Below are 26,322 nucleotides of genomic sequence, written 5' to 3'. Positions count from 1 at the left end.
CGCGCCGCCGGTCGCGGCGAGAGGACCCCTGCTGTGACAGCCGACCGGCCGCCCTTCCGTGATCCGCAGCGATCCGTCCCCGAGCGGGTCGGTGACCTGCTCGGCAGGCTCACGCCCGAGGAGCGGATCGCGATGCTGCACCAGTTCGCACCCGCGGTGGAGCGGCTGGGGCTGCCCGCTTTCCGGACCGGTCAGGAAGCGCTGCACGGTGTCGCCTGGATGGGGCCGGCCACCGTCTTCCCGCAGGCCGTCGGGCTCGGTGCCACCTGGAACCCCGACCTGGTGCGCCGCGTCGGTGAGGCGGTGGGCCGGGAGGTGCGCGCCATGCGCACCCGTGACCCGCGTGTCGGCCTGAACGTATGGTCCCCCACCGTCAACCTGCTCCGGCACCCGCTGTGGGGCCGCAACGAGGAGGGTTACGCGGAGGACCCGCTGCTCACCGCCGCTCTGGCCACCGCCTACACCCGCGGGCTGCGCGGTGACCACCCGGAGTACTGGCGTACCGCGCCGGTGCTCAAGCACTGGCTGGCGCACAACCACGAGACGGACCGGGACACCGCCTCCACCTCGCTGCGCCCCCGGGTGCTGCACGAGTACGAGCTACCCGCGTTCCGCGGCCCGGTCCGGTCCGGGGCCGTCGCCGGAGTGATGCCGGCCTACAACCTGGTCAACGGGCGCCCCAATCACCTCTCCCCGTTGCTGGCGGAGGAGCTGCGCCGCTGGACCGCGCTGCCGCTGGTGGTCTGCTCGGACGCCGGAGCACCCAGCAACATCGCGGATTCCGAGGCCTACTACGACAGCCACGAGGAAGGGCTGGCCGCGGCGCTGCGCGCCGGAGTGGACAGCTTCACCGACCACGGCGAGGACTCCTCGGTCACCCTGGACCGGATCCGGCGCGCGCTGGACAAAGGGCTGATCACCTCGGACCACATCGACGCAGCGGTCCGCAGGCTACTGGCGATGCGCTTCCGGCTCGGCGAGTTCGACCCGGAGCTCGACCCGTTCGCGCAGCCCGCGGAGCTCGCCTTCGATACGCCCGAACACCGCGGCCTCGCCAGGGAGACCGCTGAGCAGGCCGTGGTGCTGCTGCGGAACGACGGGACGCTGCCGCTGCCGGCGGGCTCCCGGATCGCGGTTGTCGGACTGCTCGCCGACGAGTGCAAGCTGGACTGGTACAGCGGTGCGCTGCTGCACCGGTCCAGCCCGCTCGACGCGCTGCGGGCACACCCGCGCATCACCTCGGTGACCTACGCGGAGGGCACCGACCGCGTCCGGCTGCGCTGCGCCGCGGGCTGGGTGACGGTGCCGGGGCCGGACGAAGCCCCCGGGGAGCCCGCCGGAGCCGAGACCGGCGCGCTCGACCCGGCGCTGCTGCGCGGCCGGACGGACCTGCCGCCCCTGACCACCGGGGCGGCGGAGGACGCCACCGAGCTGCACCTGGCCGACTGGGGCGACGGTGTTCTGACGCTGCGGACCTCCGGCGGCTGGTACCTGTCCGTCGCGGACGACGGCTATCTGCGGGCCTCGGCCCGGCAGCCGGGCGGCTGGGTGGTCCAGGAGACCTTCACCCTGGACCAGCCGGGGGACGGCACCGGGCGCCTGCTGCGCCACCTGGGCACCGGCCGGCACGTCCGGGCCACTGCCGACGGCCTGCGGGTCGACGACCGGGGAGACGCGTTCACCCTGGAGGTCACCGCCCGCGGCGAGGACGCGGTACGGACCGCCGCTTCGGGTGCCGACGCGGTGATCGTGGTGGCCGGCAATGACCCGCACATCAACGGCCGGGAGACCGAGGACCGCGCCACACTGGCGCTGCCCCCGCAGCAGGACCGGCTCTGGCGCGCCGCCCACGCCGTCAACCCGCGGACGGTGCTGGTGCTGACGTCTTCCTATCCGTACGCGGTTCCCGAGGCAGACGCGATGCTGCCGGCACTCCTGTGGACCGCGCACGGCGGGCAGGCCGCCGGCTCCGCTCTCGCACGGGTGCTGAGTGGCGAGGTCTCCCCCGGCGGGCGACTTCCGCAGACCTGGTACACCGGCGACAGTGAGCTCCCCGACCTGCGGGACTACGACATCATCGGCTCCCGCTCCACCTACCTCTACTACGACGGCACGCCGCTGTACCCCTTCGGGCACGGCCTCTCGTACAGCTCCTTCACGTACCAGGACCTCACCGTGCGCCGGGACGCGGGGACGCTGGCCGCGGAACTGACGGTGGCCAACACCGGCGGCCGCACCGCCGACGAGGTCGTTCAGCTGTACGCCCGGGCCCAGGACCCGAGCGTGCCGCGGCCGCACCGCGTGCTCGTGGCACACCGCCGCCTGCGCCTGGAGCCCGGCGAGGCGACCCGGGTGGAGTTCACCGTGCCGCTCACCGAGGCACTCGGTTTCTGGGATGTCGCGCACTCACGCTGGACGGTGGAGCCGGGCGAGCACGTGCTGGAGGCCGGGGCGTCCAGCCGGGACATCCGGGCGGCCGCCCGGCTGCGGACGGACGGTGAGCCGGTGGCCCCCCGGCCGGTGCGGGACGCCGGCCTGGCCGCGGCCGACTTCGACGAGCAGCGGGGCACGGAGCTGGTGGACCGGCACCAGGAGCGCGGGGACGCGGTGCGCGCCGTGGCCGGTCCGGCTCCTGCCCGCCTGCTGTACCGCCGCTGCGACTTCGGGGCGGGGACTGCGGAGGTCCTGCTCGAGGTCGCCGGTGAGGGAGAGGCCGCGGTGGAGCTGCGGCTGTCCGGCGGGCTGCCGTCCGCCGAGCTGGCCGTGCCGGACACCGGCGGCCCGTACCGCTACCGCACGGTCCGCGCCCGGCTGCCGAAGCCGCCGCGGGGCGTCCATGACCTGGAGCTGCTGCTGCGCGGCACGCTCCGGCTGGCCCGTCTGGACTTCACCGGAGAAGGGGGCAGGGAACAGTCCTGACATCGGCGGGCACGCCACGGCCCGGGCCCCTTGCCGCCTTCCCGCGCCGGACCGTGGCAGCAGCGCCCCGGGCGGACCGCGACATGCGCTCCGCGGTCCGCCCGGGACGTTGGGGCGCCCTCAGTCGGCGCCCACGACCTGGAAGAGGTTGACGCGGAAGGTCTCCAGCTGCTCGGCGTAGGTCACGGCCGCCGCCCGGACCGCCTCCTGCCGTGCGGCCGAGAAGCCGGCGAGGAGCTCCGGGGGCAGCTGGGCCAGGGTCAGACTCTCCCGAAGCCGCACCGCGCGGCCGGGCGGGGCCCACTGCTCGATGATCCGCGGATCGTCGCAGGCCCAGTGCATGCGCGCGGTCACCCGGCTCATCACGTCATGGTCCTGCTGGTTGCCGATCACCGAGGCGGCGACCGTCTCGGTGGCGAACCAGGAGCCCGGGAAGCGCCCGGCCAGCCGGGCCACCGTCTCGGAAACCTCCTCCGGTGCGAGGTACGGCAGCACGCCTTCGACGGCGAAGAACCACGGCCCGGGGCGCTGCGCCACCTCTTCCGCCCAGCCGGACTCCAGAACGGAGGCGGCGAGGGTGGTGCGGCGGCCGGTGCCGTCCGGGATGAAGCGCCGGCGCAGGGCGATGGCACCGGGCAGGTCGAGGTCGACCCAGTGCAGGCGGCCGTTGTCCACGCGCTCGAAGCGCGTGTTGAGGCCCGCTCCCACCTCGATGACGGTGCCGTCCGGATGTGCGTCCAGGAAGCGCCGTACCCAGTGATCGATGAGCACCGTCCGCAGGCAGGCGCCGAACAGACTCGGGCCACCGTCGAACCTGGCGAAGTCGTAGTCGATGCGTTCGACCATCTCGACGGCGAGCGGGTCGTGCAGGATCCCCTCGGGGTCACGCGACTCCAGCGCCCGGCCGTAGAGCGGGATGAGCATGGTCTCCTCGACGGCCCCCAGATCCGGAAGCAGTTCCGGCTCCACCGCGGCGGCCTCAGTCGCCGGGAGTGAGCAGGCCGCGCTGGTAGGCGCGGACGAGTCGGCGCGGAACCCGGTACTCCCGGCCCTCGATGGTGACGGGCACCAGGTCGGGGGTGGACGCCTTCCACTGGGAGCGGCGGTGTCGGGTGTTGCTGCGGGACATCTTGCGTTTCGGGACAGCCATGAGCGCATCGTACCTGAAAACGATTGTCGCTTTCTACTGGCTGACTCTCCGGCACCGATGACGGCCGGACCCCCGCTGGGCGGGTCCGGCCGCCACCGGCCTCAGCGGACGGCCGGCCGCGGTCAGAGATCCAGGCCGGTGAGGACCATGACCCGCTCGTAGGTGTAGTCCTCCATGGCGAACCGCACGCCCTCCCGGCCCACCCCGGAGTCCTTCACCCCTCCGTAAGGCATCTGGTCGGCCCGGTAGGAGGGAACGTCACCGATGATCACGCCGCCCACCTCGAGTGCCCGGTGCGCCCGGAAGGCGGCTTGGACGTCATGCGTGAAGACCCCGGCCTGCAGTCCGTACCGCGAGTCGTTGGCCACGGCGAATGCCTCCTCCTCGCCGGTGACCCGGGTCACCGACATGACGGGACCGAAGACCTCCTCGCGGCCGATTTGGGTGTCGGCGGGAACACCTTCCAGCACGGTCGGGGCGTAGGTCGCGCCGTCCCGGGTGCCGCCGGTGAGCACCTTGGCTCCCGCCCGGGTCGCCTCCTCCACCCAGGACTCGACGCGCCGGGCGGCGTCCTCACTGACCAGCGGACCGACGTCGGTGGCCTCGTCGGAGGGATCCCCGGTGCCCAGCGCCTCGACCGCGGCGATCAGCTTCGGCAGCAGCCGGTCGTGCACCGAGTCGTCGGCGATGACCCGCTGCACCGAGATGCAGGACTGACCGCCCTGGTAGTTGGAGAAGGCGGCGATGCGCTGCGCCGCCCAGTCCAGGTCGGCCTCCGAGGAGTAGTCGGCGAGCACCAGGGCCGCTCCGTTGCCTCCGAGCTCCAGGGTCACGCGCTTGCGCGGGGCGGAGTCCAGGATCGACCAGCCCACGGGAGCCGACCCGGTGAACGAGATGACCGGAATCCGCTCGTCCTGGACCAGGCCGGGCATGTCCTCGTTGGGCACCGGGAGCACGCTCCAGGAACCGGCCGGCAGATCGGTGCCCGCCAGCAGCTCACCGATGAGCAGCCCGGACAGCGGAGTGGCCGGAGCCGGTTTGAGCAGGATCGGCGCACCGGCCGCGAGGGCCGGTGCGACCTTGTGGGCGCAGAGGTTGAGCGGGAAGTTGAACGGAGCGATGCCGAGCACCGGGCCGTACGGGAAGCGGCGGGTCAGGGCGAGCCGGCCGACGCCGCCCGCGTCCGTGTCGAGACGCTGCGCTGCTCCTCCGTTGAACCGGCGGGCCTCGTCCGCGGCCCAGCGGAAGACCGAGCGGCAACGGTTGACCTCCACGCGTGCCCACTTGAGGGGCTTGCCGTTCTCGGCGGAGATGAGCCGGGCGATCTCCTCGGCCCGCTCGGCGAGCCGGTCACAGACGTGGTCCAGGGCCGCGGCCCGGACATGCGCCGGGGTCGCGGCGAACTCGGTGGCCACCGCCTCGGCGGCGGCCACCGCCTCCTGGACCTGCTCCGCCGTGGGGACGCTCACCGCGCCCACGGTTCGTCCGTCCCAGGGCGAGGTCACTTCGAGGGTGTGCGCTCCGGTGGCCGGCCGGCCGGCGAGCCAGAACGCCTGAGGGGTGGTCGCTGTCGTCACTGCGCAGCCCGCCCTTCCGAAATGGTGGGGATGGTGTGGTTGCCCTGCACTGCCCACCGTAGGGCCACGTCCCGGGCGGGTGTCTTGTCCGACGCGGCGCAGTGCGCGGAACAGTTGCACCGCTTTGGAGGAGGGCCTTTCCGTGCATTGACCATTGACCGGGACATGCCAGTACGCAAGGATGTCGCTCACGCGTGATCACGCACCACCCCCCACCAGCTCGCACTGGACACCCCAGGAGATGCGATGCGCACTTCACGGCGCGGCAGACGGACCACGGCCGCCGCTCTACTGTCCCTGGCGCTTGCCCTGCCCCTCGGGGCGCAGGCCATCGCCGCACCCCCTTCCTCTTCCGACCGGTCCGGTTCCGGAACGGCCACACACTCCTCCGAGCGCCTCCAGTACGAGGTGGCGGGCATGGGCACCGCGGCACAGCGGACCCAGCTCACTTCGGCCGGCGCGGCCATCGACAGCGTGCTCGACCACTCGGTGCTCATCACCGCCGACGCGGCCACCGCGGAGCGGCTCGAGAAGCGCGGCTACCAGCTGACCGCCGTTCCGGCCGCCGCGGGGGAAGCCCGCACCCACGACCACGACCACGGCCACGCGGACGAGGGCGACTTCGGCACAGCCAACGTCCCCTCGCAGTACCACAGCTACGCGCAGATGAACGCCGCGGTCGATTCCTACGTGCGGCAGTACCCGAACCTGATGCGCAAGCACGTCATCGGCCGGTCCTACCAGGGCCGCGACATCGTGGCGGTCAAGGTCAGCTCCAACGTGCGGGTGGACGAGAACAAACCGGAGATCCTCTTCACCCACAACATGCACGCCCGGGAGCACCTCACCACCGAGATGGCGCTCTACACGCTCCGGGAGTTCGGAGCGCAGTACGGGCGGGACGCCCGGGTGACCCGGATGCTGGACGAGCGCGAGCTGTGGATCATCCCGTCCCTCAACCCGGACGGCAAGGTCTACGACATGAGCTCGGGCAGCTTCCGCAACTGGCGGAAGAACCGGCAGCCGACCCCCACCTCCGCCGTCGGCACGGACATCAACCGCAACTTCGCCTACCGGTGGGGCTGCTGCGGCGGATCCTCGAACAACCCGAGCAGTGACGTGTACCGCGGCACCGGTCCCGAGTCCGGCACCGAGACGAGGGTCCTCGCGAACTTCGTCCGCAGCCGGATCGTCGGCGGCGAGCAGCAGATCGCCGCGCACATCGACTTCCACAGCTACAGCGAGCTGATCCTGTGGCCCTACGGCTACACCTACAACGACACCGGCCCGGGCCTGAACCAGGACGACCGGGACGCGTTCGCCACCGTCGGCCGGCAGATGGCCGCGAGCAACGGCTACCGGCCCCAGCAGTCGAGCGACCTGTACCTGACGGACGGCTCGGTCAACGACTGGATGTGGGGCGAGCAGCGGATCTTCTCGTACACCTTCGAGATGTACCCGCGCTCCGCCGCCGGCGGTGGCTTCTATCCGCCGGGCAGCGTCATCAACCGGGAGACCGCCCGCAACCGCGAAGCCATGCTGATCCTCATGGAGAACGCGGACTGCATGTACCGCTCCATCGGCAAGCAGCAGCAGTACTGCAGCGCCTGACCCACCGGCCGGCCCCGGCTCCCCCGTCCGGGGCCGGCCGGTGACCGGGGGTGTTCCTCCGGCTGTGCACCGCCGGAGGAACACCCGCACTACCGCGGACTGATCATCCACGTACGGTCGGCGGACGGCACCGCCTGCCGGAGGAGGCGCGCCTGCGACCAGCCCGTGTGCCCGGGATTGTGCACCGCGAGGGCCGTATCGTCACCGGTGCGGTCCGGGGTGATGAGGTACCGGCCGTCCCCCACCGCCCTGATGCTCCAGATCTGCGGCGACCTGCCGCAGGGAGCGACCGTCACCAGGGTGCCCCAGACCGCGTCCTCCCCTCCCAGGCTGAGGCAGCGGTCTCCGCCACCGCCCCTGTTCCAGAGGGAGAATCCGCCACCGCGCTCGGCGACGACCTCCCACCTCTCAGTGGCGTAACGGATGTTGCGCCGCTCCACCGACGCCCAGGAAGTGGCCTGATCGCCGGTCGCGTCCCCCCACACGGCGAGCCGGCCGCCGTTGCCGCTGTTGATGATGCGGACGTCGGACCAGCTGTCCTGCCGGCTCTCGACAGGGGCAGCCGCCGCCGACTGGGTGACCGCGGCCAGCGCCACCAGGGACAGGACCATGCCGATCCTGGTCCGGAGTTTTCCCCTCACACGTTTCTCGCTTCCGCTCGGGAGTGGGTTTCCCGGGAAGCCTGCTCGTTCCCGTCCCCTCTCACCGGCCCATCGCGGAGAAGTACCCGAGAGGGTGATAAGAGGGACCTGCATACTTTTCCGCGGCCAAGGCGCCCTCCGGCCGGTTCACTGCGTCTGCCGTGCCACCGGGGCCGCGCCCCACCCGCAGGCGTGCGGGGAAACGCCTGGCGACAGCCCGTCAGACGGCCTCGGGGCCGGTCGTCTTCAGGGCGAGCCACAGCTCCATGCGCACGTCCGGGTCGTCGAGCGAACGGTCAAGAATCTCCTCCACCCGGCGCATCCGGTAGCGCAGTGTGTGCCGGTGCACGCCCAGATCGGCCGCCGCCGCGTCCCACTGACCGTGCCGGGACAGCCAGGCCCGGAGCGAGGCGAGCAGATCGCCCCGGCCGTGCGCGTCGTGCTCGCGCAGCGGCCGCAGCATGCTCTCGGCGAAGGCGCGCACCGCTTCATCGGCCAGCAGCGGGAGCACCGAGCCGGTGGCGACCTCGTCGTGCTCGACGACGGGGCGGCCGCGGCGCCGGGCCACCAGCAGCGCCTGCCGGGCCTGCTGGTAGGCGCTGTCGACGGCGGTGGGCCCGGACGGCGCGGACATCCCCAGGCACAGCCGGTCGCTCCGGTCCTCCGGGGCATCGCCGGCGTACTCCCTGCAGGCGGCCACCACGGCGCCGCCGTCGGCGGCCAGCAGCACGAGCCGATCGGCGTCGGGCACCGCGAGCACCGGCTCCCCCGACCGGGCCGCGGCGGTCTCGATGCCCGCCGCAAGGTCGCGCAGGGCGTCCGAGCCCTCTCCCGCCTCCGCGATCAGGACCCGCAGCGGTGCGTCGAGCAGCCCGGCGTAGACCTCGCCGCCGACCGCGCGCGCGTGGTCCGGCTCCGCGCTCAGCAGCAGATGCAGCACCGCTCTGGCCAGCCGCTGCTCCGCGGCGTGGAAGGCCCGGGAGCGTTCGGTGACGAGGGTCAGCACCGCCACCGCGGACTGCACCGTGTAGCGCTCGGCGGTACCCGGCGGAACGCCGGTACCGATGGCCAGCACAGCCTGCGGCACCCGGCCGGTGCCCACCGACTGGAGCTCCACCCGGTCTGCCCCGGCCCCCTGCGCGCCGTCCGGGGAGGCACCGAGTACGGCGGTGGCGGGCGCCGGCCGGTCGCGCAGCCGGCGTACCTCGTCGCCGAGCTTGGCGGCACGCCGGGCCGCCCAGCCGGGGGCCACCGCGGTGACACCCCCGGAGATGTCGTAGAGCGCCGCCCAGCCGTCCATCTGGGCGGCGAGCTTCTCCAGCAGCGCGCCGGGCCCATCCGCGGTCAGCGCCGCCCGGGTCAGTTCACGCTGGGCGGCGAAGCCCGCGGTCACCGCCCGGTACTGCTCGGCCGCGATCGCGGCCGACACCGCCTTGCTGATGGCGATGAACGGAGTGCGGCGGGGCACTTCGAGCACCGGCAGTCCATGCGCACGGGCCGCCTCCAGCAGCGCGGCGGGCACCACGGAATGGTTGACGCCGACCGCGAATCCGAGAGCGACGACCCCGGCGGCGCTGAGCCGCGCCGCATAGTCGTCCATCGCCGCCGGATCATCGACCTCCAGCTTCAGGGCCGTGGTCAGCAGCAGTTCGCCCCCGTCCAGGTAGGGGGCCGGATCGGCGAGTTCGCTGGCGTGCGCCCAGCGCACCTCACGGCCCAGCCGGTCCTCGCCGGTGAGCACAGTGAGCTTCAGCGCGGTGTGCTGCACGAGCGAGGCAAGCGTCGGGTGCATGGGCAACCTTGGAGGCCGGGGCTGGTGGAGCGGGCGGAGCACACGACGCGGGGAAGCGCGCGGCCCCGCACCCGCACACCGTACAGCGAACGGCGGGGAGCCGGACGGCGGTCCGCCGGGGGCTCACCCGCCCAGCCGGACCAGCACCGGCGGTCCCGCCTCCCCGGCCACCGTGGTCAGGGAGATCACCGCGTGTCTCGGCGGGATCCGGTGCGCCAGCTCCGAGGCGGACCAGCGTTCCCGCTCCACACGTCGCACAGTGACCGTCTCGGTGGTGGTGTCCCGGCCGGTGAACAGTTTGCGCACCCCGCGCACCGAGCGCCGGAGCGCGCCCCCGCTGCGGTCGGCGGTGCTGGTGACGTCCCGGTCCTCGGTCCAGTCCTTGCCCCAGGCCCTGGCGAAGTGCTCGGCGTCCCAGGTGGTGATTCCGGAGAACGCGACCCGGCAGCCCACCGCCCCCAGCAGGCCGGTGCGCAGCGGCTCCGGGAGATCGTCCAGCGTGCGCAGGGCCAGCACCGCACCGGCGTTGGCGGGCCGCAGATGGGTCAGACCGCGCACCGACTCCGGGGTGAGGGCGGCGGTCGCGTCGTCCAGGACCAGGCAGGCGAACAGCGACCGGTCGGGCCGGGTGGTGACCGCGCCCGTGAACTGGGCGAGGAGCAGCCGGGTAAGGATCCGCCCGGCCTCGGTGTGGCCGCCCCCGGGCAGGTCGACCCGCACCCGCAGGGGATGCTCCAGAGCCCCGCTCAGGGAGAACGGCCGGGTGCGCCGCGCGGAACGCGCGGGCGGGGCGGAGAACCCCGCCCGGTCCAGGAGGGCGAGCCGGTCGGCGAGTTGCGGGCCCAGGTCGTCGGGACGCTGCGCCTGCCGGGCCCGGGCCGCCAGCTCCCGCTCCTGGTCCCAGGCGCCCGCGTGGCCGAGGTCTTCCCGCAAGGTCGCCAGGAAGGCCGGCGCCCCGTCCAGCAGCGCGCGCAGCTCCGGGACCCCGGGGAAATGCCCGTAAGCCGCCCGGTACGGGCCGATCAGCTGGGCGAGCACGGCCGCCGCGGCCCGGGGGTCGGCGGCACTGCCGCCGATCAGCGCCTCGGCCACCAGCCCCGCGGCCTCATCGGTGCCCTCGGCGCCGCCGTACAGGTCGAGCCGGTGGACGGCGTCCGGGTCACCGACCCGGATGATGACGTCGAAGGCGTCGTCGGGCGCCAGCGAGCTGCTGGGCGGGCCGACCGCGACCACCGCTGCCTGGCCGGTGAGTGCCTGCAGGCACATCGTCTCGGTGACCGGCCGGACGATCCGGCCGGTCTTGCCGGATCCGGGCGGGCCGACCGCGAGCAGCGAGGTGCCCAGCACGTCCGGGTCCAGAGCCAGTTCCTCCCCACGGTGTTCGTACGGGTTGCGCTCGTCGTCCAGCGCCCGTCCGATGTGCACCTGCCGGGTGAGCAGGTCGTGCCGGGCGGCCCGCACCGTCAGGTCCCGGTCCCCGGAGGGATGCGCGAAGGCCGCGGCACCGTCGGCCAGTACCGCGTCGGCGAACCTCTCCAGCGCGGTGGGGCGGGCCCGGACCTCCCGCCAGGCCCGGTCGATCCGGGCGTAGTCCAGGTCCGACATGGTTCCGGAGCGCACCTCCTCGGCGAGCCGGTCGGCCGCGGCCCCCGCACCCGCGGCCCGCAGCTCGGACCACCTGCCCGGATCCGCCGGAGAACTGCCGCCGGTGCTGTCCGGGGACCGGCGCAGCAGGGCGGGGCCGTATCGTCTGCCCACCGCGAGCCAGTTGCCGAGCAGGCCGGACACCAGGGCCAGCAGCACGGTCCACAGGAGGTAGTGGACGTTGTAGGCGACCACATAGGCGGTGGTGTCACCCTCGCGCCACCACGAGTCCGGGACCACGGCGTTGAGCGGCTCCAGCCAGAACAGCCAGACCCCGCCGAAGCTGAGCCCCCACGCCAGGGCCCCGGCCACCAGGGCCGCTCCGGCCCGCCGGGCCTGCCCGGGCTCCAGCGGAGCGATGTCCGTGCGCCCGCACAGCACCCGCAGGACCGAGGGGCGCCAGCGCCGCCACACCTGCGGCCAGTTGCCGACGCGCCCGAAGACATACGCCAGGAGGCCGGCGAACAGGACGTAGTAGGCGTAGGTGACGGTGACGTGGAACCGGGTGCCGCTCCACGAGTCGAACGTGATCCACTCCAGCGGCCACAGCCAGAACCTGAGGTAGCCGTTCCAGCACAGCGACCAGACCAGCAGGCCGGCGAGCAGGGCCAGCAACGCGCCGCCGTGCAGTTCACGGTCGTTGAGCGGGCTCTCCGGCTCCGGCGGCTTCGGAGCGTGCCCCGGACGCCAGATGCCGGGCTCCGCCTGCGGCCGGGGAGTGTGCAGCCACGAGGTCAGCGAAGCCCCGGCCCCGCCCGCCGGCGGTGTGCGAGGGGCCGGGGGCACGGCCCGCGCCGGCGGACCGGCCGGGCCGTCCGCCCGGGCCTGCGGCGTGTCCTGCGTGCCGTCCGTACTCATCGGTGCCAAGCCCCCTGAACAGCCCGTCGGCTCACTGTCACGTCGCCGTCAAATGTAGAGGAGCCGGGACCGGGCCGTCTGCCGCACTCCGGACCCGCGGTGCGCGGGCCCACTGCCAGGGCTTCCGCATCGAATCGATATCGGATCGACGAGTCGGTGCAAACCCGTTCCCCGCGGACATCGGGTGCGCTACGTTCCAGACTCCTCGTTCCCGCGCAGACGCGTAACCGGTGGAGACTGATGAGCCGCGCCATCTCACTGCAGGAAGTGACCAAGGTCTACTCGCGGAATGTCACCGCGGTGGACCGGGTGTCACTCGACATCGGCCCGGGCGAGTTCCTCGTGCTGCTGGGCCCTTCGGGCTGCGGCAAGTCGACCGTGCTCCGGCTGATCGCCGGGCTGGAGGAGCCCACCTCCGGTGACCTCCTCCTCGACGGCGCGTACGCGAACGACCTCGCGCCCGGCGACCGGCAGCTGGCGATGGTCTTCCAGCACTACGCGCTCTACCCCAACATGACCGGCCGCAACAACATCGGCTTCCCGCTGCGCATGGAGGGCACGCAGGAGGACCACGGGGCGCGGATCGAGAACGCCGCCCGGATCCTGGGCATCCAGGACCTGCTCGACCGCTTCCCGGCCCAGTTGTCGGGCGGGGAACGGCAGCGCGTCGCGATGGGCCGGGCCATCGTCCGGCGGCCCTCCGCCTTCCTGATGGACGAGCCGCTGTCCAACCTGGACGCCAAGCTGCGCAACCGGCTCAGAGCGGAGATCGCCTCCCTGACCAGAGCGCTGGGCGTCACCACCGTCTACGTCACTCATGACCAGTCGGAGGCCATGTCGCTCGGCGACCGGGTCGCGGTGATGCGGGACGGCGTCCTCCAGCAGACCGGTACCGCGCGCGACGTGTACCGGCTGCCCGACAACATCTTCGTGGCGGCCTTCGTGGGCACGCCGCGGATCAACCTGCTGAAGGCCCGGGTGCTCGCGCCGCTCGGCGGCCGGATGAGCATCGACTTCGGCGCTCAGCGGCTGGAGCTGCCGCAGCCGCTGAGCGTCGACCACCAGATGCTGCGCATCCAGATGGGACGGGACATCACCGTCGGTCTGCGCTCGGAGGCCGTCCGGATCGCGCCCCCGCAGGCGATGCGCGGCTCCGAGGCGCTGCTGAACGGCATCGTGCGACACGTCGAGTTCCAGGGCCACGAGTCGCTGGTGCACGTCGGGATCGGCGCCCGGTCGGCCGAGGTCGCCGGTCTGGAGGCCGCGCGCCGGCCGGCCGGCAAGGAACGCGCCCGCCGCCCCGGGTCCGGGCTGGCCCGGCTCCTGGGGCGGGGCGGGGAACGCCACGGCCGGGCCGTGTCCACTCTGGAGCGGGAGGACGAGCTCGCGGCGGAGGTGATTCCGCAGGCGGCGGACAACCTGGTGCTGCGAGCCGGAACGGAGCTGCAGCCGCGCATCGGCGAGCGGGTGCCGCTGCTGCTCGACCTGGAGCAGCTGTACGTGTTCGACAGCGAGGGCGCACGCGTGTGCCCGGCCCCCGCGCACCGCCCCGACCTGGCGCGGTAGCCGCGTCGGAGCACACCGGCACCCACCCGGTGTACGGGCTGTACAGGACGACACGGCGACTGCTCCGCGGCGGTGCATGCCCGGGGGCGGCACGGACCCCTAGCCTGCGAGGCAGAGCAAGAAGAACGTCCGTTTCGTGCCGAGGAGTGCGTGCCATGACCACGACGACCGATCTGTCCGGCGGGCCCGGCCTTCCGCAGGAGCGCAAGCTCGTCACCGCCATTCCCGGGCCGAAGTCGGAAGAGCTGATGGCCCGCAAGCTGGCCGCCGTCGCCCAGGGTGTCGGCAGTGTGATGCCGGTGTTCGCCCAGCGGGCGGGCGGCGGCGTGCTGCAGGACGTGGACGGCAACTCGCTGATCGACTTCGGTTCCGGCATCGCCGTCACCTCGGTCGGCAACAGCGCCGAGGCCGTGGTGCGGCGCGCCTCGGCGCAGCTGACGCAGTTCACTCACACCTGCGCGATGGTGACCCCGTACGAGGGCTACGTCGAGGTCTGCGAGGAGCTGGCGAAGCTCACCCCGGGGGACCACGCCAAGAAGTCGGCGCTGTTCAACTCCGGAGCCGAGGCCGTCGAGAACGCCGTGAAGATCGCCCGCTACCACACCGGGCGGCAGGCGATCGTGGTCTTCGACCACGGCTACCACGGCCGGACGAACCTGACGATGGCGCTGACCTCCAAGAGCATGCCGTACAAGCACGGCTTCGGCCCGTTCGCCCCGGAGATCTACCGGGTACCGGTCGCCTACCCCTTCCGGTGGCTCACCGGTCCGGAACACTGCGCCGAGGAGGCCGCGGCCCAGGCCATCGACCAGATCGTCAAGCAGGTCGGCGCCGGGAACACGGCGGCCATTCTGATCGAACCGCTGCTGGGTGAGGGCGGCTTCATCGAGCCGGCGAAGGGCTTCCTGCCGCGCATCGCCGAGTTCGCCCGGGAGCACGGCATCGTCTTCATCGCGGACGAGATCCAGTCCGGGTTCTGCCGCACCGGCCAGTGGTTCGCCTCCGAGGACGAGGGCATCGTCCCGGACCTGATCACCACCGCCAAGGGCATGGCGGGCGGGCTGCCGCTGGCCGCGGTCACCGGCCGGGCCGAGATCATGGACGCGGCCCACGCCGGGGGCCTGGGCGGCACCTACGGCGGAAACCCGGTGGCCTGCGCGGCCGCACTGGGCGCGATCGAGACCATGCGTGAGCTGGACCTCAACGCGAAGGCCCGGCGCATCGAGGAGATCATGAAGCCGCGGCTACGGAAGCTGGCCGAGAGCCACCCGGTGATCGGTGAGGTCCGCGGCCGGGGAGCGATGCTCGCCATCGAGCTGGTGGAGCCCGGCACCAAGAACCCGGACACGAAGGCCACCGCCGCGCTGGCCAAGGCCTGCCACCAGGAAGGGCTGCTGGTGCTCACCACCGGGACCTACAGCAATGTGATGCGCTTCCTGCCGCCCCTGGTCATCGGCGAGGACCTGCTGCACGAGGGCCTGGACATCCTGGAGGGAGCCCTGACCCGCCTCTGAGAACCCACCCCGGCACGGAACCCCGGCGGTGGGTGGCCCACCGCCGGGGTTCCGGCCTTGGTACAGGTGAGCTCGCCTCTCCAGGTGTCGCGCTCTCCCCCTTGCTCCGGGGCGGTGGGGCGGACCGGCTCAGGCGTCGCAGCGTCCCAGGGCCACCGCGTCGTGCATCGCCAGCTCCAGCGTCACCGGGTCGTTCAAGGTGCCTGAGCCGTCCGGCGGCACCAGCCAGTGAATGCCGCCGGCGGTCCGCAGCGGATGCGGGACCGCTATCCAGCTCCCGGAACCCACCCCGCGGACGCCCGTCCCCAGCCAGCGGGCCACGGTGCCGGGCGGCACGAAGTAGCCGACCCGGTCCTGCTCGGCCTCCCGCAGGACCGGACCCAACCGGCCGGTGAACCGGGTCAGTACGTCCAGTGTGGGAAGCCCGAGCGCACCGCTCAGAACCAGGACGTCCCAGACCCGGCCGGCCGGGAGCAGCGTCACCCCCAGCCGGCTCCGCTCCCACTCCCACCGGCACGCCTCCGGCTCCGCCGCCGCCGACGCCAGCCACTCCGTCGCTGCCCTCGCCCCCGCGTGGTCACTCATGGTGCGTCCTCCTCCATCCGCCCCTTGGGGGGCGCCAGTTGCGTCAGGAGGGGAGAGCGCCTCGGGCCCGGGTCATGACGCCCTTGCGCGGGGAAATATCGGGGAATTCGCGCCGGGCGGAGCGGTGGCAGTCCGTCAGACGTCGGCGATGTCCTCGGCGAACAGCGGCGCGCCGCTGAGAGCGAGCTCCCAGAAGCCGGGTAGGTGTGCCCGACCCGGCGCGTAGTCGAGGCCGAGGTAGGCCGTGCCGGGGGGCACGGTGACGCTCCAGCTCACGGTGGCCTCCTCGCCCACCGCCAGACGGCCCGGCTCCGGTCCGTCCCGCTCCACACTGCCCGCGGTGATCGTCTCGCCGTCGGCGTACGCGGTCAGGTTCCCGCCCCGCAGAACGAGGTCGTCCTCCCCCTGGTTCGCCACGCGGGCGGTCACGGTGACCGCGCCACCGCCGTCCGTCGGCTCCGGGAGGTCGAACACGACGACCAGGCCGTCGGCGTAACGGACTTGATCACCCTCCTCGGCGAGGTGATCCGAGCCGGCGGCCGACTCGACATCGACGAACCAGGTGAACAGGAACACCAGGACTCCGCTGAGCACCGCTCCGACGACACCGGCTCCGGCGCCGGTCCACAGCCCGGCGAGCGCGGCGTGCCGGTTCGTGGCCTGCCCTCGGCGCACCCGCCGCAGGGCGAAGGCCCCGAGAAGCACCGCGGTCAGGCCCAGCAGAAGTGCTCCCGGACCGAGCACGAAGGTCCAGCACAGCCATATCCCGAGGCCGCCGACGATCAGCGAGGCCGTGCCGAGGCCGTTGCGCGGCTCCGGGAGCACCCGGCCCGGGAACCACTCGCGGGAGTCCGGTGCTCCCGCGTACGCCTTCGCCCACGGGGCCGCAAGCACGGGAGGCGTAGCCGTTCGGAGGACGGGCATTCCCGGGCCGCCCGCCTCCGGCGGCCGGAAGGGGTTGGTCTGCTCAGCGGTCACCGGACCTCCACACTCTCGTTGGCGACACTTTACGGGCCGTGCACGGCCCCCTGCCCGCTGCTTACGATGTCCGGGCAACCGTTCTTTCCGGAGGGCTCCTTTGTCCGAACTCACCGCCTTCATCGCGGGTCTGCCCAAGGCCGAACTGCACGTTCATCACGTGGGGTCGGCGTCCCCCAGGATCGTCGCAGAGCTCGCCGCCCGCCACCCGGACACCCCCGTGCCGAAGGACCCTCAGGAGGTGGAGAAGTACTTCGCGTTCCGGGATTTCGCCCACTTCGTGGAGATCTACATCTCGGTGGTCGAGCTGATCCGGGACGCCGAGGATGTGCGGTTGCTCACCTACGAGATCGCCCGCGACATGGCGCGGCAGCAGATCCGGTACGCCGAGCTCACCGTCACGCCCTACACGTCGGTCATCCGCGGCATCCCCGATCTGGCGTTCATGGAGGCCATCGAGGACGCCCGGGTGGCTGCGGAACGCGACTTCGGCACCGTGTTGCGCTGGTGCTTCGACATCCCGGGCGAGCTGGGCCTGCCCGCGGCGGAGGAAACCGCCCGCCTGGCCTGCGAACTGGGCCCGGCAGGGCTGGTGTCGTTCGGCCTCGGCGGTCCGGAGATCGGGGTCCCGCGCCCTCAGTTCAAGCCGTACTTCGACCGGGCCATCGCCACCGGGCTCCACAGCGTCCCGCACGCCGGTGAGACCACCGGACCTCAGACGGTGCGCGATGCACTCACCGCGCTGCGGGCCGAGCGCATCGGCCACGGCACGAGTTCCGCGCAGGACCCGGAGTTGCTGGCCGAACTCGCGGAGCGGCAGATCCCCTTGGAGGTCTGTCCGACGTCCAACGTCGCCACCCGGGCGGTCGCCGCCCTCGAGGAGCACCCGGTCGCAGCCATGGTCGAGGCGGGAGTGCTGGTCACCGTGGGCAGCGACGACCCCCCGATGTTCGGCACCGACCTGAACACCGAATACGCCGTCGTCGCAAGGCTGCTGGGTCTGGACGCCACCGGAGTGGCCGGCCTGGCGAAGAACGCGGTGACGGCCTCGTTCCTCGACACGCCGTCGAAATCCCGGCTCTCGGCCGACATCGACAGTTACCTGTCCTCGTGGCTACGAAGAGCAGAGTGACGGTGGTCGCCCATCGCGGCGACCCCTACCGGGCAACGGAGAACACTCTTCCGTCGATCCGCTCGGCGCTCACAGCGGGAGCCGACGCGGTGGAGGTGGACGTACGCATCACGCGGGACGGCGAGCCGGTGCTGCTGCACGACCCGACCCTGAAACGGCTGTGGGGGCACGACCGGCAGGTCGACGAGCTCACCACCGCCGAGGTGCGGGCGCTCACCGGCGGTGGCGTCCCGCTGCTCCGGGAAGTGCTGGCGGAGACCTTCGCGGCTCGGCTGGTGATCGATCTGCCCTCCCCCTCACCGGCCGTCGCGCGCCGCGTCGTGGAGACGGTCCGGCAGGACGGTTCGGCCGAGCGCGTCTGCTGGACCGGCGATCCCGCGGCGCTGCGCGCGGTGCGGGCCGCCGACGGGTCGGTGGAGATCGCCCTCACCTGGAAGCGGACGGCTCCCATCCGCGCCACCCTGTTGCGTGACCTGCGTCCCCGGCTGCTGAACTACCGCTTCGGACTGCTGAACGAGAGAACGGTGCGGGAGGCGAGGGAGCGGGGCTACCGGGTGGGCGGCTGGACGGTCGACAGCCCGCGGGTCATGCGGCGGCTGCTCGGTCTCGGAGTGGACGTGATCACCACCAACCGGATCGGAACGCTGCGCCGGCTGGCCGCCACTCCCGGCCGGCCGGCCGGCGCCCGGGAGGGCTGACTTCTTCTCCCGGGCGCACTGCGCCCCTGCCTGCCCGGCAAGGGCCGGGTGGGCGGGCCTCTCCGCGGAAGGAGCCCGCCCACCCGGTGGTCTCGTGCGTCCGCACGCGGCGGCCGGCGTCAGAGCGCCGTCATCACATGCTTGACGCGGGTGTAGTCCTCCATGCCGTAGGCCGAGAGATCCTTGCCGTATCCCGACTTCTTGAAGCCGCCGTGCGGCATCTCACCGACCAGCGGAATGTGGGTGTTGATCCACACGCAGCCGAACTCCAGGGACTTCGACAGGCGCATCGCACGGGAGTGGTCCCTGGTCCACACCGAGGAGGCCAGCGCGTAGTCCACGCCGTTGGCCCACTCCAGCGCCTGTGCCTCGTCGGGGAACTTCTGGACCGTGATCACCGGCCCGAAGACCTCGTTCTGGACGATCTCGTCGTCCTGCCGCAACCCGGTGACCACGGTCGGAGCGTAGAAGTAGCCCTTCTCGCCCACGCGGTGACCACCGGTCTCGACCTTGGCGTGGGCCGGGAGCCGGTCGATGAAGCCGGCGACCTTCTCCAGGTGGGCCGGGTTGTTCAGCGGCCCGTAGGTGCACTCCGGGTCGCTGACGTCACCGGTCCGCACCTCGGCGGTTGCCTTGACGAGGGCGTCCACGAAGTCGTCGTGCACGGACTGGTGCACGAGCACCCGGGTGGCGGCGGTGCAGTCCTGGCCGGCGTTGAAAAAGCCCGCGTCCCGGATTCCTTCGACGGCCGCCGTGAGGTCGGCGTCCTCGAACACCAGGCAGGGAGCCTTGCCGCCCAGCTCCAGGTGGACCCGCTTGATGTCCTTGGCTGCGCTCGTGGCCACCTCGGACCCCGCCCGGACGGAGCCCGTGATGGAGGCCATGGCCGGGACCGGGTGCTCCACCATGAGCCGGCCGGTGTCCCGGTCGCCGCAGAGGACGTTGAAAACCCCCTTGGGCAGGATCCGGCCCATCAGCTCGGCGGCGAACACCGCCGAGGCCGGGGTGGTGTCCGAGGGCTTGAGGACCACGGTGTTGCCGGCCGCCAGGGCGGGTGCGAACTTCCAGACCGCCATCATGACCGGGTAGTTCCAGGGGGCCACCTGGGCACAGACACCGACCGGTTCCCGCCGCACGAAGGACGTCATGCCCTCCAGGTACTCCCCGGCGGACTTGCCCTCCAGCATCCGAGCGGCGCCGGCGAAGAACCGGATCTGCTCGAGCATCATCGGCAGCTCCTCCTGCCGGGTGAGTTCCAGCGGCTTTCCGGTGTTCTCGCACTCGACGGCGAGCAGCTCCTCTGCATGGGACTCGAAGGCGTCCGCGATCTTCAGCAGTGCCAGCTGCCGGGTGGCCGGGGTGGCGTCCCGCCAGGCGGGGAAGGCGGTCGCGGCGGCGGTCATCGCGGCATCCACGTCGGCGGCACCGGACAGTGGGGCGGTGGCATACGCCTTCCCGGTCGTCGGGTCGACCACCTCCGTGCTCCGCCCGTCCCGGGCGTCCCGGAGCTCACCGTCGATGTAGTTGCGCAGCCGGCGCAGCTCGGTGGTCACGTAACCCCTCCTCCTTGCACATGTCGATGGGTACGGCCTCCCAGCCTAAGCGGCCCCACCGCCGGGAGACAGAGCGGGCGGCGAAAAATCTTTCGGCAACAGACCGTAAATGCTGGAACAAACTTCTACGGAGGCTCTTCCGTACGCATCATTTCCGGTTCCCCCCGGTGATTCAGGGCCATCCGGCGGTATCTGTCCGACGTGCCCGGCAGGTCCGTTCCCGTCACCGGACCGGCCGCTCCGCGTCAGCGCGCGGCCACTGTCGGCGTAGCGGAGGCATCGTGGCGGTGCCCCACCCGGCAGAGGTCCGCGGGACCGGTCCGGGCCCCACCCGGCAGCGGGGGCCCGGACCGGCGACAGAGAGGTCAGCGCGGGGCGGTGAACGCGGAGAACCGCGCCTCGGCGATCCTGCCCTTGCCGACCTTGACGGCGGACACCGACGGTCCGGCGACCCCCTGGGGGAGGTCCACCCGGACGAGGTAGAGCCCCGGCTCGACATGGGCGAATCCGAACCAGCCGGACCCGTCGGACGGCCGGGTGATGCTCTCACCCCGGTGGGACAGCGGCTTCAGGGTGACGGCTGCCTGGTCGAGCGGCGTGCCGTCCCGCAGGGCCAGCCGGCCGGTGACATGCCCCTCGGCGGGGGCCGACTTCCACGCCATGTCCGGCACGGCCGCCCGCTCGGCGAACGGCGCGTCCTCACCCGTGGTCAGCGCCTCTGCCAGCTCGGCGCGTTCGGCCGAGCGGTCCGCCCAGGAGCCGTCCACGTGCGTCATGCCCGGGTTGGCGTAGGAGTAGCCGCTCCACCCGGCTGCCGTGTTGCCCGCCGAGGTGGGAGCCAGCGCGGCCAGGGCCTGTGCGCGGCTGTCCGCCACCGAGTTGAGGTACAGCGCCGGCCCGTTCACCGCCTGCCGCCCGGCCTGGTTGTCGGCCAGGAACTCCGACCACTCGGCGAACATCCGCTCCTGGTCGGCGACCCAGTTTCGCTTGTAGTTCATGGTCACCGCGGTGTCCATGATTCCTTCGTCGAGCCAGCCCGCCCAGTCCTGCAGGACCTCGGTGTACGTACGGGTGGCTTCCCAGCCTCCGACGGACTGCGGTCCGAAGCCGTAGGTGATGGCATCCATCGAGAGCCGGGCCTGCGGGTCGGTCTCCCAGACCCCCAGGTAGATCCTTCGCACCAGGTTGGTGACCTGGTCCCGACGCCACTCGGTCCACTCGGCGTCACCCGGAGCGGGCACGTCACTCCGCCCGGTGGCCTGCTGGAAACGGGCGAGCGACACCTCGTTGTAGCCCCAGTCGCTCGTGCCGATCTGTGCGTTGAAGTCGGGGTAGCGGATGTAGTCGAGGTTGACGCCGTCGACGTCGTACTCGCTCACGATGCTCCGGACAGCGTCCACGATGTACGAGGCGGCGTCCGGGTGCCCGGGGTCGATGTACGCGTTGGCCCCCTGCAGCTCACTGCCGTCCGCTTTCTTGTTCAGCCAGCGGTCCGTGCCCTCGGCGGACGGTCCGTGCTGGTTGAAGACATGGTCCGGTGAGCGCGGCGGGGTCGCGCTGTTCCACATGGTGTTGACGTTGATCCAGGCGTGCACCTCGAGCCCGGCCGCGTGCGCCTGCTCAATGACCTCATCCAGCGGATCGTAGGGCGCGGGGTCGATACCGGCGTCGGTGCGGGGGTAGAGCGCCCGGTTGCAGAAGCAGTCGTAGCGGCGGGCGGTCTGGACGATCAGCGCGTTGGCGTTGACGGCCAGCGCGTCCTCGATCAGCGTGCTGACCTGGTCGGGTCGGTAGATGCCCTCGTTGAAGGCATCCACCCAGTAGCTGCGCCATTGCTCCGGCGGTTCGTCCGGGGCGGCGGCATGGGCGGGTGCGGCGGTGACCAGGCTTCCGACGAGCAGGCTGAAGCCGGCGAGCAGGGTGGGCAGGATCCGTCTCATGCGGGGGCCCCTCCGGGGGAAGGTGACGCTGGCAATCCGGTCGGTCGTGCGGCTGACAATTTAGATCGCCAAGATGGGCCCGTCCAGACGAAAACTTTCATCTTCCGGAACTGATAGCCCGTCAGTACTCCTTTGGAGTGGCTTTTTGTTGCACTTGCCCCGGTGTGCCGCCGGGACGGCCGGAGATGAGCCACTGCCCGGCAGCCTTTCAGCCGGGCAGCGGCACGACCTCGTCCCGGTCGAAGGTGACGCCGACCCGCTCACCCTCCGCAGGCGCGTCCCGGAGGGAACACGACGCTTCCAGATCCGGCCCTCTTCCCGGGGTCAGCAGCAGCACCACGTGATCGCCGCGGAAGGTCCGGGCCCGGACCGTGCAGTGCAGGACGGCCCCCGCCGCAGTCAGCCGCACGCCCCCGGGGCGAATCAGCAGCCGCCCCGGCCCTTGCGGAGCTCCGGCGGGCACCGGGACCACGCCCCAGGCGGTGTCGGCCGTGTCACCGGTGGTCCGGGACCGCACCACATTGTGGAATCCGAGGAAGCGGGCGACGAACTCGGACGCCGGGCGCTGCCAGACCTCCGCCGGGCTCCCGCTCTGGGCGATCCGGCCGTCCCGCAGCACCACCACCCGGTCGGCGAGGGCGAACGCCTCCCCCTGGTCGTGGGTCACCGCCAGGACAGTGGTGCCCAGAGACCGGAACAACTGCCGGAGCTCCACCACGAGGCGTTCCCGCAGCGACCGGTCCAGCTGGCCCAACGGCTCGTCCAGCATCAGCAGGTGCGGTCGGGGCGCCAGTGCCCGGGCGAGGGCCACCCGCTGCTGCTCTCCGCCGGACAGGGAGGTGATCGCGCGCCGCCCGGATCCGGGCAGGCCGACCAGGGACAGCAGCTGCGTCACCCGCTGCTCCGCCTCGGGCCGGCCGACGCCCTGCATGCGCAGCCCGAACCGGACGTTCCCGGCGACGTCCCGCTGCGGGAACAGCTGGTGGTCCTGGAACATCAGCCCGACCCCCCGGCGGTGTGCGGGGATCCCCGTCTGGTCACGGCCGGCGAGCAGCACCCGGCCGCTGTCGGTGGGCTGGAGTCCGGCGACCACGCGCAGCAGGGTGGACTTGCCGCTGCCGCTGGGTCCCAGCAGACAGACGACCTCTCGCTCGGCGACCCGCAGGTCCACCGAGTCGACGGCGGTGTGCCCGGGGAAACGGACCGTGACTCCGGTCACCTCGAGCAGCGAATCCTCCGATGGCGGCACGGGCGTCTCCTAGAACTCTCCGGAACGGACCGGACGGATCCGTTCGATGGCCAGCAACGTGACGACGCACACGAGCATGAGCACCGTGCTCAGGGCCATCGCCTGGCCGTAGTTGAGCTCCCCGGCGCGGCCGAGCAGCCGGGCGACGGCCACCGGCAGCGTGGGGTGGTCCGGCCGGGCCAGGAAGACGGTGGCGCCGAATTCGCCGAGGGACACCGCGAACGCGAAACCGGCAGCCATCAGCAGCGCCCTGCGCACCAGCGGGAGGTCGACCTCCCGCCAGGCCCGCAGCGGGGAGGCGCCGAGGACCGCGGCGGCCTGCCGCAGCCGGTCGTCCACCGCCCGGAGCACGGGCAGCATGACGCGCACCACGAAGGGCACCCCCACCAGGGCCTGTGCCAGGGGCACCAGCATCCAGGACGACCGCAGGTCCAGCGGCGGGGCGTCGAGGGAAATCAGGAAGCCGAAGCCGACGGTCACCGCCGAGGTACCGAGCGGAAGCATCAGCAGGGCGTCGAAGCCACGCAGGAAGCGCCCCGCGCGCCGGGTCAGCGCGGCGGCGGCCAGCCCTCCGACCACCAGGGCGATGAGCGTGGCGACAGCGGCGTACTGAAGGGAGTTGACGATGGCCGTCACGGGCGCCACCACGAAGGTGCCGCCCTCCGTGGAGCCCAGGGCCCGGTAGTACTGGAGGCCGTACCCGTCCGGCCCGGCAAGTGAGCGCTCCACCAGAACAGCCGCCGGCAGCAGGAGAAGGACCGCCATGGAGGCCAGCACACCGCCGAGCAGCGTCCACTCCCCCGCACCCCGCGGCCGGCGGGCAGTGTGCGCGGCGTCCACCAGCCGCAGCGCACTCTCCCGTCGGCGCGCACTCCAGGCGTGCACGCCCAGCATGGCGCCGACGGCCAGGAACTGAAGGAGGGTGAGCACCGCGGCGGTCGGCAGGTCGAGCAGTTGAGCGGTCTGCCGGTAGATCTCCACTTCGAGGGTGGTGTGCCGGGGGCTGCCAAGGATCTTGATGATGCCGAAGGAGGTGAAGGTGAACAGGAACACCATCAGGGCGGCAGCGGCCAGGGACGGAAAGAGGGCGGGCAGGGTCACCCGACGCCAGGCGGCGAACCGGCTCGCGCCCAGGGTCTGAGCGGCCTCCTCCTGCCCGGGGTCGAGCTGGGCCCACAGCCCGCCGACCGTCCGGACCACCACCGCGTAATTGAAGAAGACATGGGCGAGGAGAATCGCCCAGACCGTGGAGTCCAGCCGCACCCCCCACAGGTCGTCGAGCAGCCCGCCGCGGCCGAGCAGCGCCAGAAAGGCGGAGCCGACCACCACCGTCGGCAGCACGAAGGGCACAGTGACCGCCGCCCGCAGCAGCCGTCTGCCGGGGAACGAGAACCGTGCGAGGACATAGGCACCGGGCAGTGCGAGGGCCAGGGTCAGCGCAGTGGAGGCCGCCGCCTGCCAGACGGTGAACCACAGCACCTTCCCGATGGCCGGGTCGGCCAGCACTGCGGCGGCCCGGCCGAGCTGCCAGGCTCCGTCCTCCCGCAGCCCCCGGCCGACAATCGCACTCACCGGGTAGGCGAAGAACAGCGCGAAGAAGACGAGCGGTACGACCGTCAGCCCCAGGCGCACCGCGGCACTCCGTCGTGCGGCGGTCCGCTGAGCGCTGGCGGGCCGCTGCGACGGGGCCGATCCGGCGGCCCCGGACGGGCCGGCGGGCGGACCCACGGTCCGGGTGGTCAACGGTGGTTACCCGACGACGAGCGAAGTCCACTCGTCGACCCACTGCTCACGGTTCTCGGTGATCCGCTGCGGGTCCATGGTCCGCGGCTCCTCGATGTGCTCCCCGTAGGTGGTGAAGACCTCGGGCAGCTCGACGTCCGCGCGGGCGGGGTTCACGAACATCTCCAGCGGCACGTCCTCCTGGAAGGCCGGGCTCAGCAGGAAGTCCAGCAGCCGCTTGCCGCCCTCGGGGTTCGGGGCGCCGTCCAGCAGGCCGGCGAACTCGATCTGCCGGAAACAGGTACCGGTCGACACGCCGGTGGGAGCCTGCTCGGGGTTCTCCTCCGAGCCGTAGAGCACCTCGGCGGGTGGGCTCGACGCGTAGGAAACGACCAGCGGCCGGTCGCCCTCACTGCCGCCGGAACCGGAGAAGTGCTCGTAATAGGCCTGCTCCCAGCCTTCGACGACCTCCACCCCGTTGTCGGCGAGCTGCTGCCAGTAGTCCTGCCAGCCGTCGTCGCCGTACTCCGCGGCGGTCCCCAGCAGGAAGCCCAGACCGGGAGTGGAAGTGGCGGGGTTCTGGACGACGAGCAGATCCCGGTAGGCCGGGTCGGCCAGCTCCTCGAAGGTTTCCGGCGGGGCCAGGTCCCGCTCCTCGAACCAGGCGCGGTCGTAGTTGACGCAGATGTCCCCGGTGTCGACGGGGGTCACCCGGTGCTCGCCCGAGTCCAGCTGAAGCTCCTCGGGAACCTGGTCGAGGCCGGCCGCCTCATGGGGAACGAACAGACCGGCATCGAGAGCCCGGGAGAGGAGGGTGTTGTCCACGCCGAACAGCACGTCCCCCTGCGGGTTTCCAGCCGTCAGCACCGCCTGGTTGACCAGCACACCGCCGTCACCCACCCGCAGGATCTTCACTCGGTAGTCGGTCTCGTCACTGAACTGCTGCAGCGCGTCGTCCGAGACCGCGAAGGAGTTGTGGGTGACGAGGGTGACCGTCTCACCGCCTTCCGGGGCGGCGGCTCCGTCGGCCGGGCCGGTGTCATCGCTGCCGGAACAGGCGGCAAGCATCACCACGCCCAGCGCGGCGGCGAGAGCGGTGGTCGTGGTGCGCTTCATCTGCTGCCTTTGTTCATCCAGGCGTGCGCGGGCAGCACGAGAGTGGCGCCGAACTTCCTACCCAGCATGACCTGGGC

Annotated in this window: 19 protein-coding genes; 6 read left to right on the top strand and 13 right to left on the bottom strand. The window is 72.1% G+C overall.

Annotated features, from left to right (window positions below):
* Positions 1-33 precede the first annotated feature (33 nt).
* Complete coding sequence (locus PJ985_RS19170; protein WP_271685078.1) at positions 34-2,919, top strand: glycoside hydrolase family 3 C-terminal domain-containing protein; 2,886 nt, start codon at positions 34-36, stop codon at positions 2,917-2,919.
* Between the two features lie 120 nt (positions 2,920-3,039).
* Here the strand turns inward: PJ985_RS19170 and PJ985_RS19165 are convergent, their stop codons facing one another.
* The 3 genes from PJ985_RS19165 to PJ985_RS19155 form a co-directional block, all read right to left on the bottom strand.
* On the bottom strand, positions 3,040-3,888 hold the full coding sequence (locus PJ985_RS19165; RefSeq protein WP_271685077.1) for a class I SAM-dependent methyltransferase: 849 nt from the start codon (positions 3,886-3,888) through the stop codon (positions 3,040-3,042).
* A gap of 10 nt (positions 3,889-3,898) precedes the next feature.
* The gene (gene rpmF / locus PJ985_RS19160; RefSeq protein ID WP_271685076.1) at positions 3,899-4,069 is read right to left on the bottom strand and encodes a 50S ribosomal protein L32; all 171 of its coding nucleotides are present in this window, start codon (positions 4,067-4,069) and stop codon (positions 3,899-3,901) included.
* Positions 4,070-4,191: 122 nt separating this feature from the next.
* A complete protein-coding gene (locus tag PJ985_RS19155; protein WP_271685075.1) occupies positions 4,192-5,646 on the bottom strand; it encodes an aldehyde dehydrogenase family protein in 1,455 nt (484 codons plus the stop codon).
* A 246-nt stretch (positions 5,647-5,892) separates the two neighbouring features.
* Between PJ985_RS19155 and PJ985_RS19150 the strand changes: the two genes are divergently transcribed.
* On the top strand, positions 5,893-7,257 hold the full coding sequence (locus PJ985_RS19150; protein ID WP_271685074.1) for a M14 family metallopeptidase: 1,365 nt from the start codon (positions 5,893-5,895) through the stop codon (positions 7,255-7,257).
* 89 nt (positions 7,258-7,346) lie between these two features.
* Here the strand turns inward: PJ985_RS19150 and PJ985_RS19145 are convergent, their stop codons facing one another.
* From PJ985_RS19145 to PJ985_RS19135, 3 genes are all read right to left on the bottom strand, one after another.
* Entirely contained in the window at positions 7,347-7,898 is a 552-nt protein-coding gene (locus PJ985_RS19145) for an RICIN domain-containing protein (protein ID WP_271685073.1), read from the bottom strand.
* A gap of 220 nt (positions 7,899-8,118) precedes the next feature.
* A complete protein-coding gene (locus PJ985_RS19140) occupies positions 8,119-9,690 on the bottom strand; it encodes a PucR family transcriptional regulator (RefSeq protein ID WP_271685072.1) in 1,572 nt (523 codons plus the stop codon).
* Between the two features lie 123 nt (positions 9,691-9,813).
* A complete protein-coding gene (locus PJ985_RS19135) occupies positions 9,814-12,192 on the bottom strand; it encodes an ATP-binding protein (protein ID WP_271685071.1) in 2,379 nt (792 codons plus the stop codon).
* Between the two features lie 240 nt (positions 12,193-12,432).
* Here PJ985_RS19135 and PJ985_RS19130 point away from each other — a divergent pair, with 240 nt between their 5' ends.
* Positions 12,433-13,758, top strand: a complete 1,326-nt coding sequence (locus PJ985_RS19130; RefSeq protein ID WP_271685070.1) for an ABC transporter ATP-binding protein — start codon at positions 12,433-12,435, stop codon at positions 13,756-13,758.
* A gap of 155 nt (positions 13,759-13,913) precedes the next feature.
* Entirely contained in the window at positions 13,914-15,272 is a 1,359-nt protein-coding gene (gene gabT / locus PJ985_RS19125; RefSeq protein ID WP_271685069.1) for a 4-aminobutyrate--2-oxoglutarate transaminase, read from the top strand.
* 129 nt (positions 15,273-15,401) lie between these two features.
* Here the strand turns inward: gabT and PJ985_RS19120 are convergent, their stop codons facing one another.
* Both PJ985_RS19120 and PJ985_RS19115 read right to left on the bottom strand, forming a co-directional pair.
* Positions 15,402-15,857, bottom strand: a complete 456-nt coding sequence (locus tag PJ985_RS19120; protein ID WP_271685068.1) for a hypothetical protein — start codon at positions 15,855-15,857, stop codon at positions 15,402-15,404.
* 135 nt (positions 15,858-15,992) lie between these two features.
* A complete protein-coding gene (locus PJ985_RS19115) occupies positions 15,993-16,835 on the bottom strand; it encodes a hypothetical protein (RefSeq protein ID WP_271685067.1) in 843 nt (280 codons plus the stop codon).
* Between PJ985_RS19115 and PJ985_RS19110 the strand changes: the two genes are divergently transcribed.
* Both PJ985_RS19110 and PJ985_RS19105 read left to right on the top strand, forming a co-directional pair.
* Positions 16,816-17,967, top strand: coding sequence for an adenosine deaminase (locus PJ985_RS19110; protein ID WP_443033528.1), 1,152 nt, complete (start codon positions 16,816-16,818; stop codon positions 17,965-17,967). The two genes, PJ985_RS19115 and PJ985_RS19110, sit on opposite strands and share 20 nt — an antisense overlap.
* Complete coding sequence (locus PJ985_RS19105; protein ID WP_271685065.1) at positions 17,946-18,665, top strand: glycerophosphodiester phosphodiesterase; 720 nt, start codon at positions 17,946-17,948, stop codon at positions 18,663-18,665. The genes PJ985_RS19110 and PJ985_RS19105 overlap by 22 nt, the downstream gene beginning before the upstream one ends.
* 119 nt (positions 18,666-18,784) lie before the next feature.
* Here the strand turns inward: PJ985_RS19105 and PJ985_RS19100 are convergent, their stop codons facing one another.
* The 5 genes from PJ985_RS19100 to PJ985_RS19080 all read right to left on the bottom strand — a co-directional run bounded on the left by PJ985_RS19100 (position 18,785) and on the right by PJ985_RS19080 (position 26,245).
* On the bottom strand, positions 18,785-20,218 hold the full coding sequence (locus PJ985_RS19100) for a gamma-aminobutyraldehyde dehydrogenase (RefSeq protein ID WP_271685064.1): 1,434 nt from the start codon (positions 20,216-20,218) through the stop codon (positions 18,785-18,787).
* A gap of 365 nt (positions 20,219-20,583) precedes the next feature.
* On the bottom strand, positions 20,584-22,158 hold the full coding sequence (locus PJ985_RS19095) for a family 10 glycosylhydrolase (protein ID WP_271685063.1): 1,575 nt from the start codon (positions 22,156-22,158) through the stop codon (positions 20,584-20,586).
* A 208-nt stretch (positions 22,159-22,366) separates the two neighbouring features.
* Positions 22,367-23,407: an ABC transporter ATP-binding protein gene (locus PJ985_RS19090; RefSeq protein ID WP_271685062.1), complete on the bottom strand. Its 1,041-nt coding sequence runs from the start codon at positions 23,405-23,407 to the stop codon at positions 22,367-22,369.
* 9 nt (positions 23,408-23,416) lie between these two features.
* On the bottom strand, positions 23,417-25,039 hold the full coding sequence (locus PJ985_RS19085) for an ABC transporter permease (RefSeq protein WP_271685061.1): 1,623 nt from the start codon (positions 25,037-25,039) through the stop codon (positions 23,417-23,419).
* Between the two features lie 117 nt (positions 25,040-25,156).
* On the bottom strand, positions 25,157-26,245 hold the full coding sequence (locus tag PJ985_RS19080; RefSeq protein ID WP_271685060.1) for a thiamine ABC transporter substrate-binding protein: 1,089 nt from the start codon (positions 26,243-26,245) through the stop codon (positions 25,157-25,159).
* Between the last annotated feature and the right edge of the window lie 77 nt (positions 26,246-26,322).

Source organism: Streptomyces sp. ACA25, assembly GCF_028200735.1.
Classification (GTDB): Bacteria; Actinomycetota; Actinomycetes; order Streptomycetales; family Streptomycetaceae; genus Streptomyces.
This window is presented reverse-complemented; position numbering and strand designations above follow the sequence as displayed.

What these genes read in the sequence shown, in the direction of transcription:
- rpmF (WP_271685076.1), bottom strand. Translation starts at nt 4,069, where the DNA reads ATGGCTGTCCCGAAACGCAAGATGTCCCGCAGCAACACCCGACACCGC.
- PJ985_RS19150 (WP_271685074.1), top strand. Translation starts at nt 5,893, where the DNA reads ATGCGCACTTCACGGCGCGGCAGACGGACCACGGCCGCCGCTCTACTG.
- PJ985_RS19140 (WP_271685072.1), bottom strand. Translation starts at nt 9,690, where the DNA reads ATGCACCCGACGCTTGCCTCGCTCGTGCAGCACACCGCGCTGAAGCTC.
- PJ985_RS19135 (WP_271685071.1), bottom strand. Translation starts at nt 12,192, where the DNA reads ATGAGTACGGACGGCACGCAGGACACGCCGCAGGCCCGGGCGGACGGC.
- PJ985_RS19130 (WP_271685070.1), top strand. Translation starts at nt 12,433, where the DNA reads ATGAGCCGCGCCATCTCACTGCAGGAAGTGACCAAGGTCTACTCGCGG.
- gabT (WP_271685069.1), top strand. Translation starts at nt 13,914, where the DNA reads ATGACCACGACGACCGATCTGTCCGGCGGGCCCGGCCTTCCGCAGGAG.
- PJ985_RS19120 (WP_271685068.1), bottom strand. Translation starts at nt 15,857, where the DNA reads ATGAGTGACCACGCGGGGGCGAGGGCAGCGACGGAGTGGCTGGCGTCG.
- PJ985_RS19095 (WP_271685063.1), bottom strand. Translation starts at nt 22,158, where the DNA reads ATGAGACGGATCCTGCCCACCCTGCTCGCCGGCTTCAGCCTGCTCGTC.
- PJ985_RS19080 (WP_271685060.1), bottom strand. Translation starts at nt 26,245, where the DNA reads ATGAAGCGCACCACGACCACCGCTCTCGCCGCCGCGCTGGGCGTGGTG.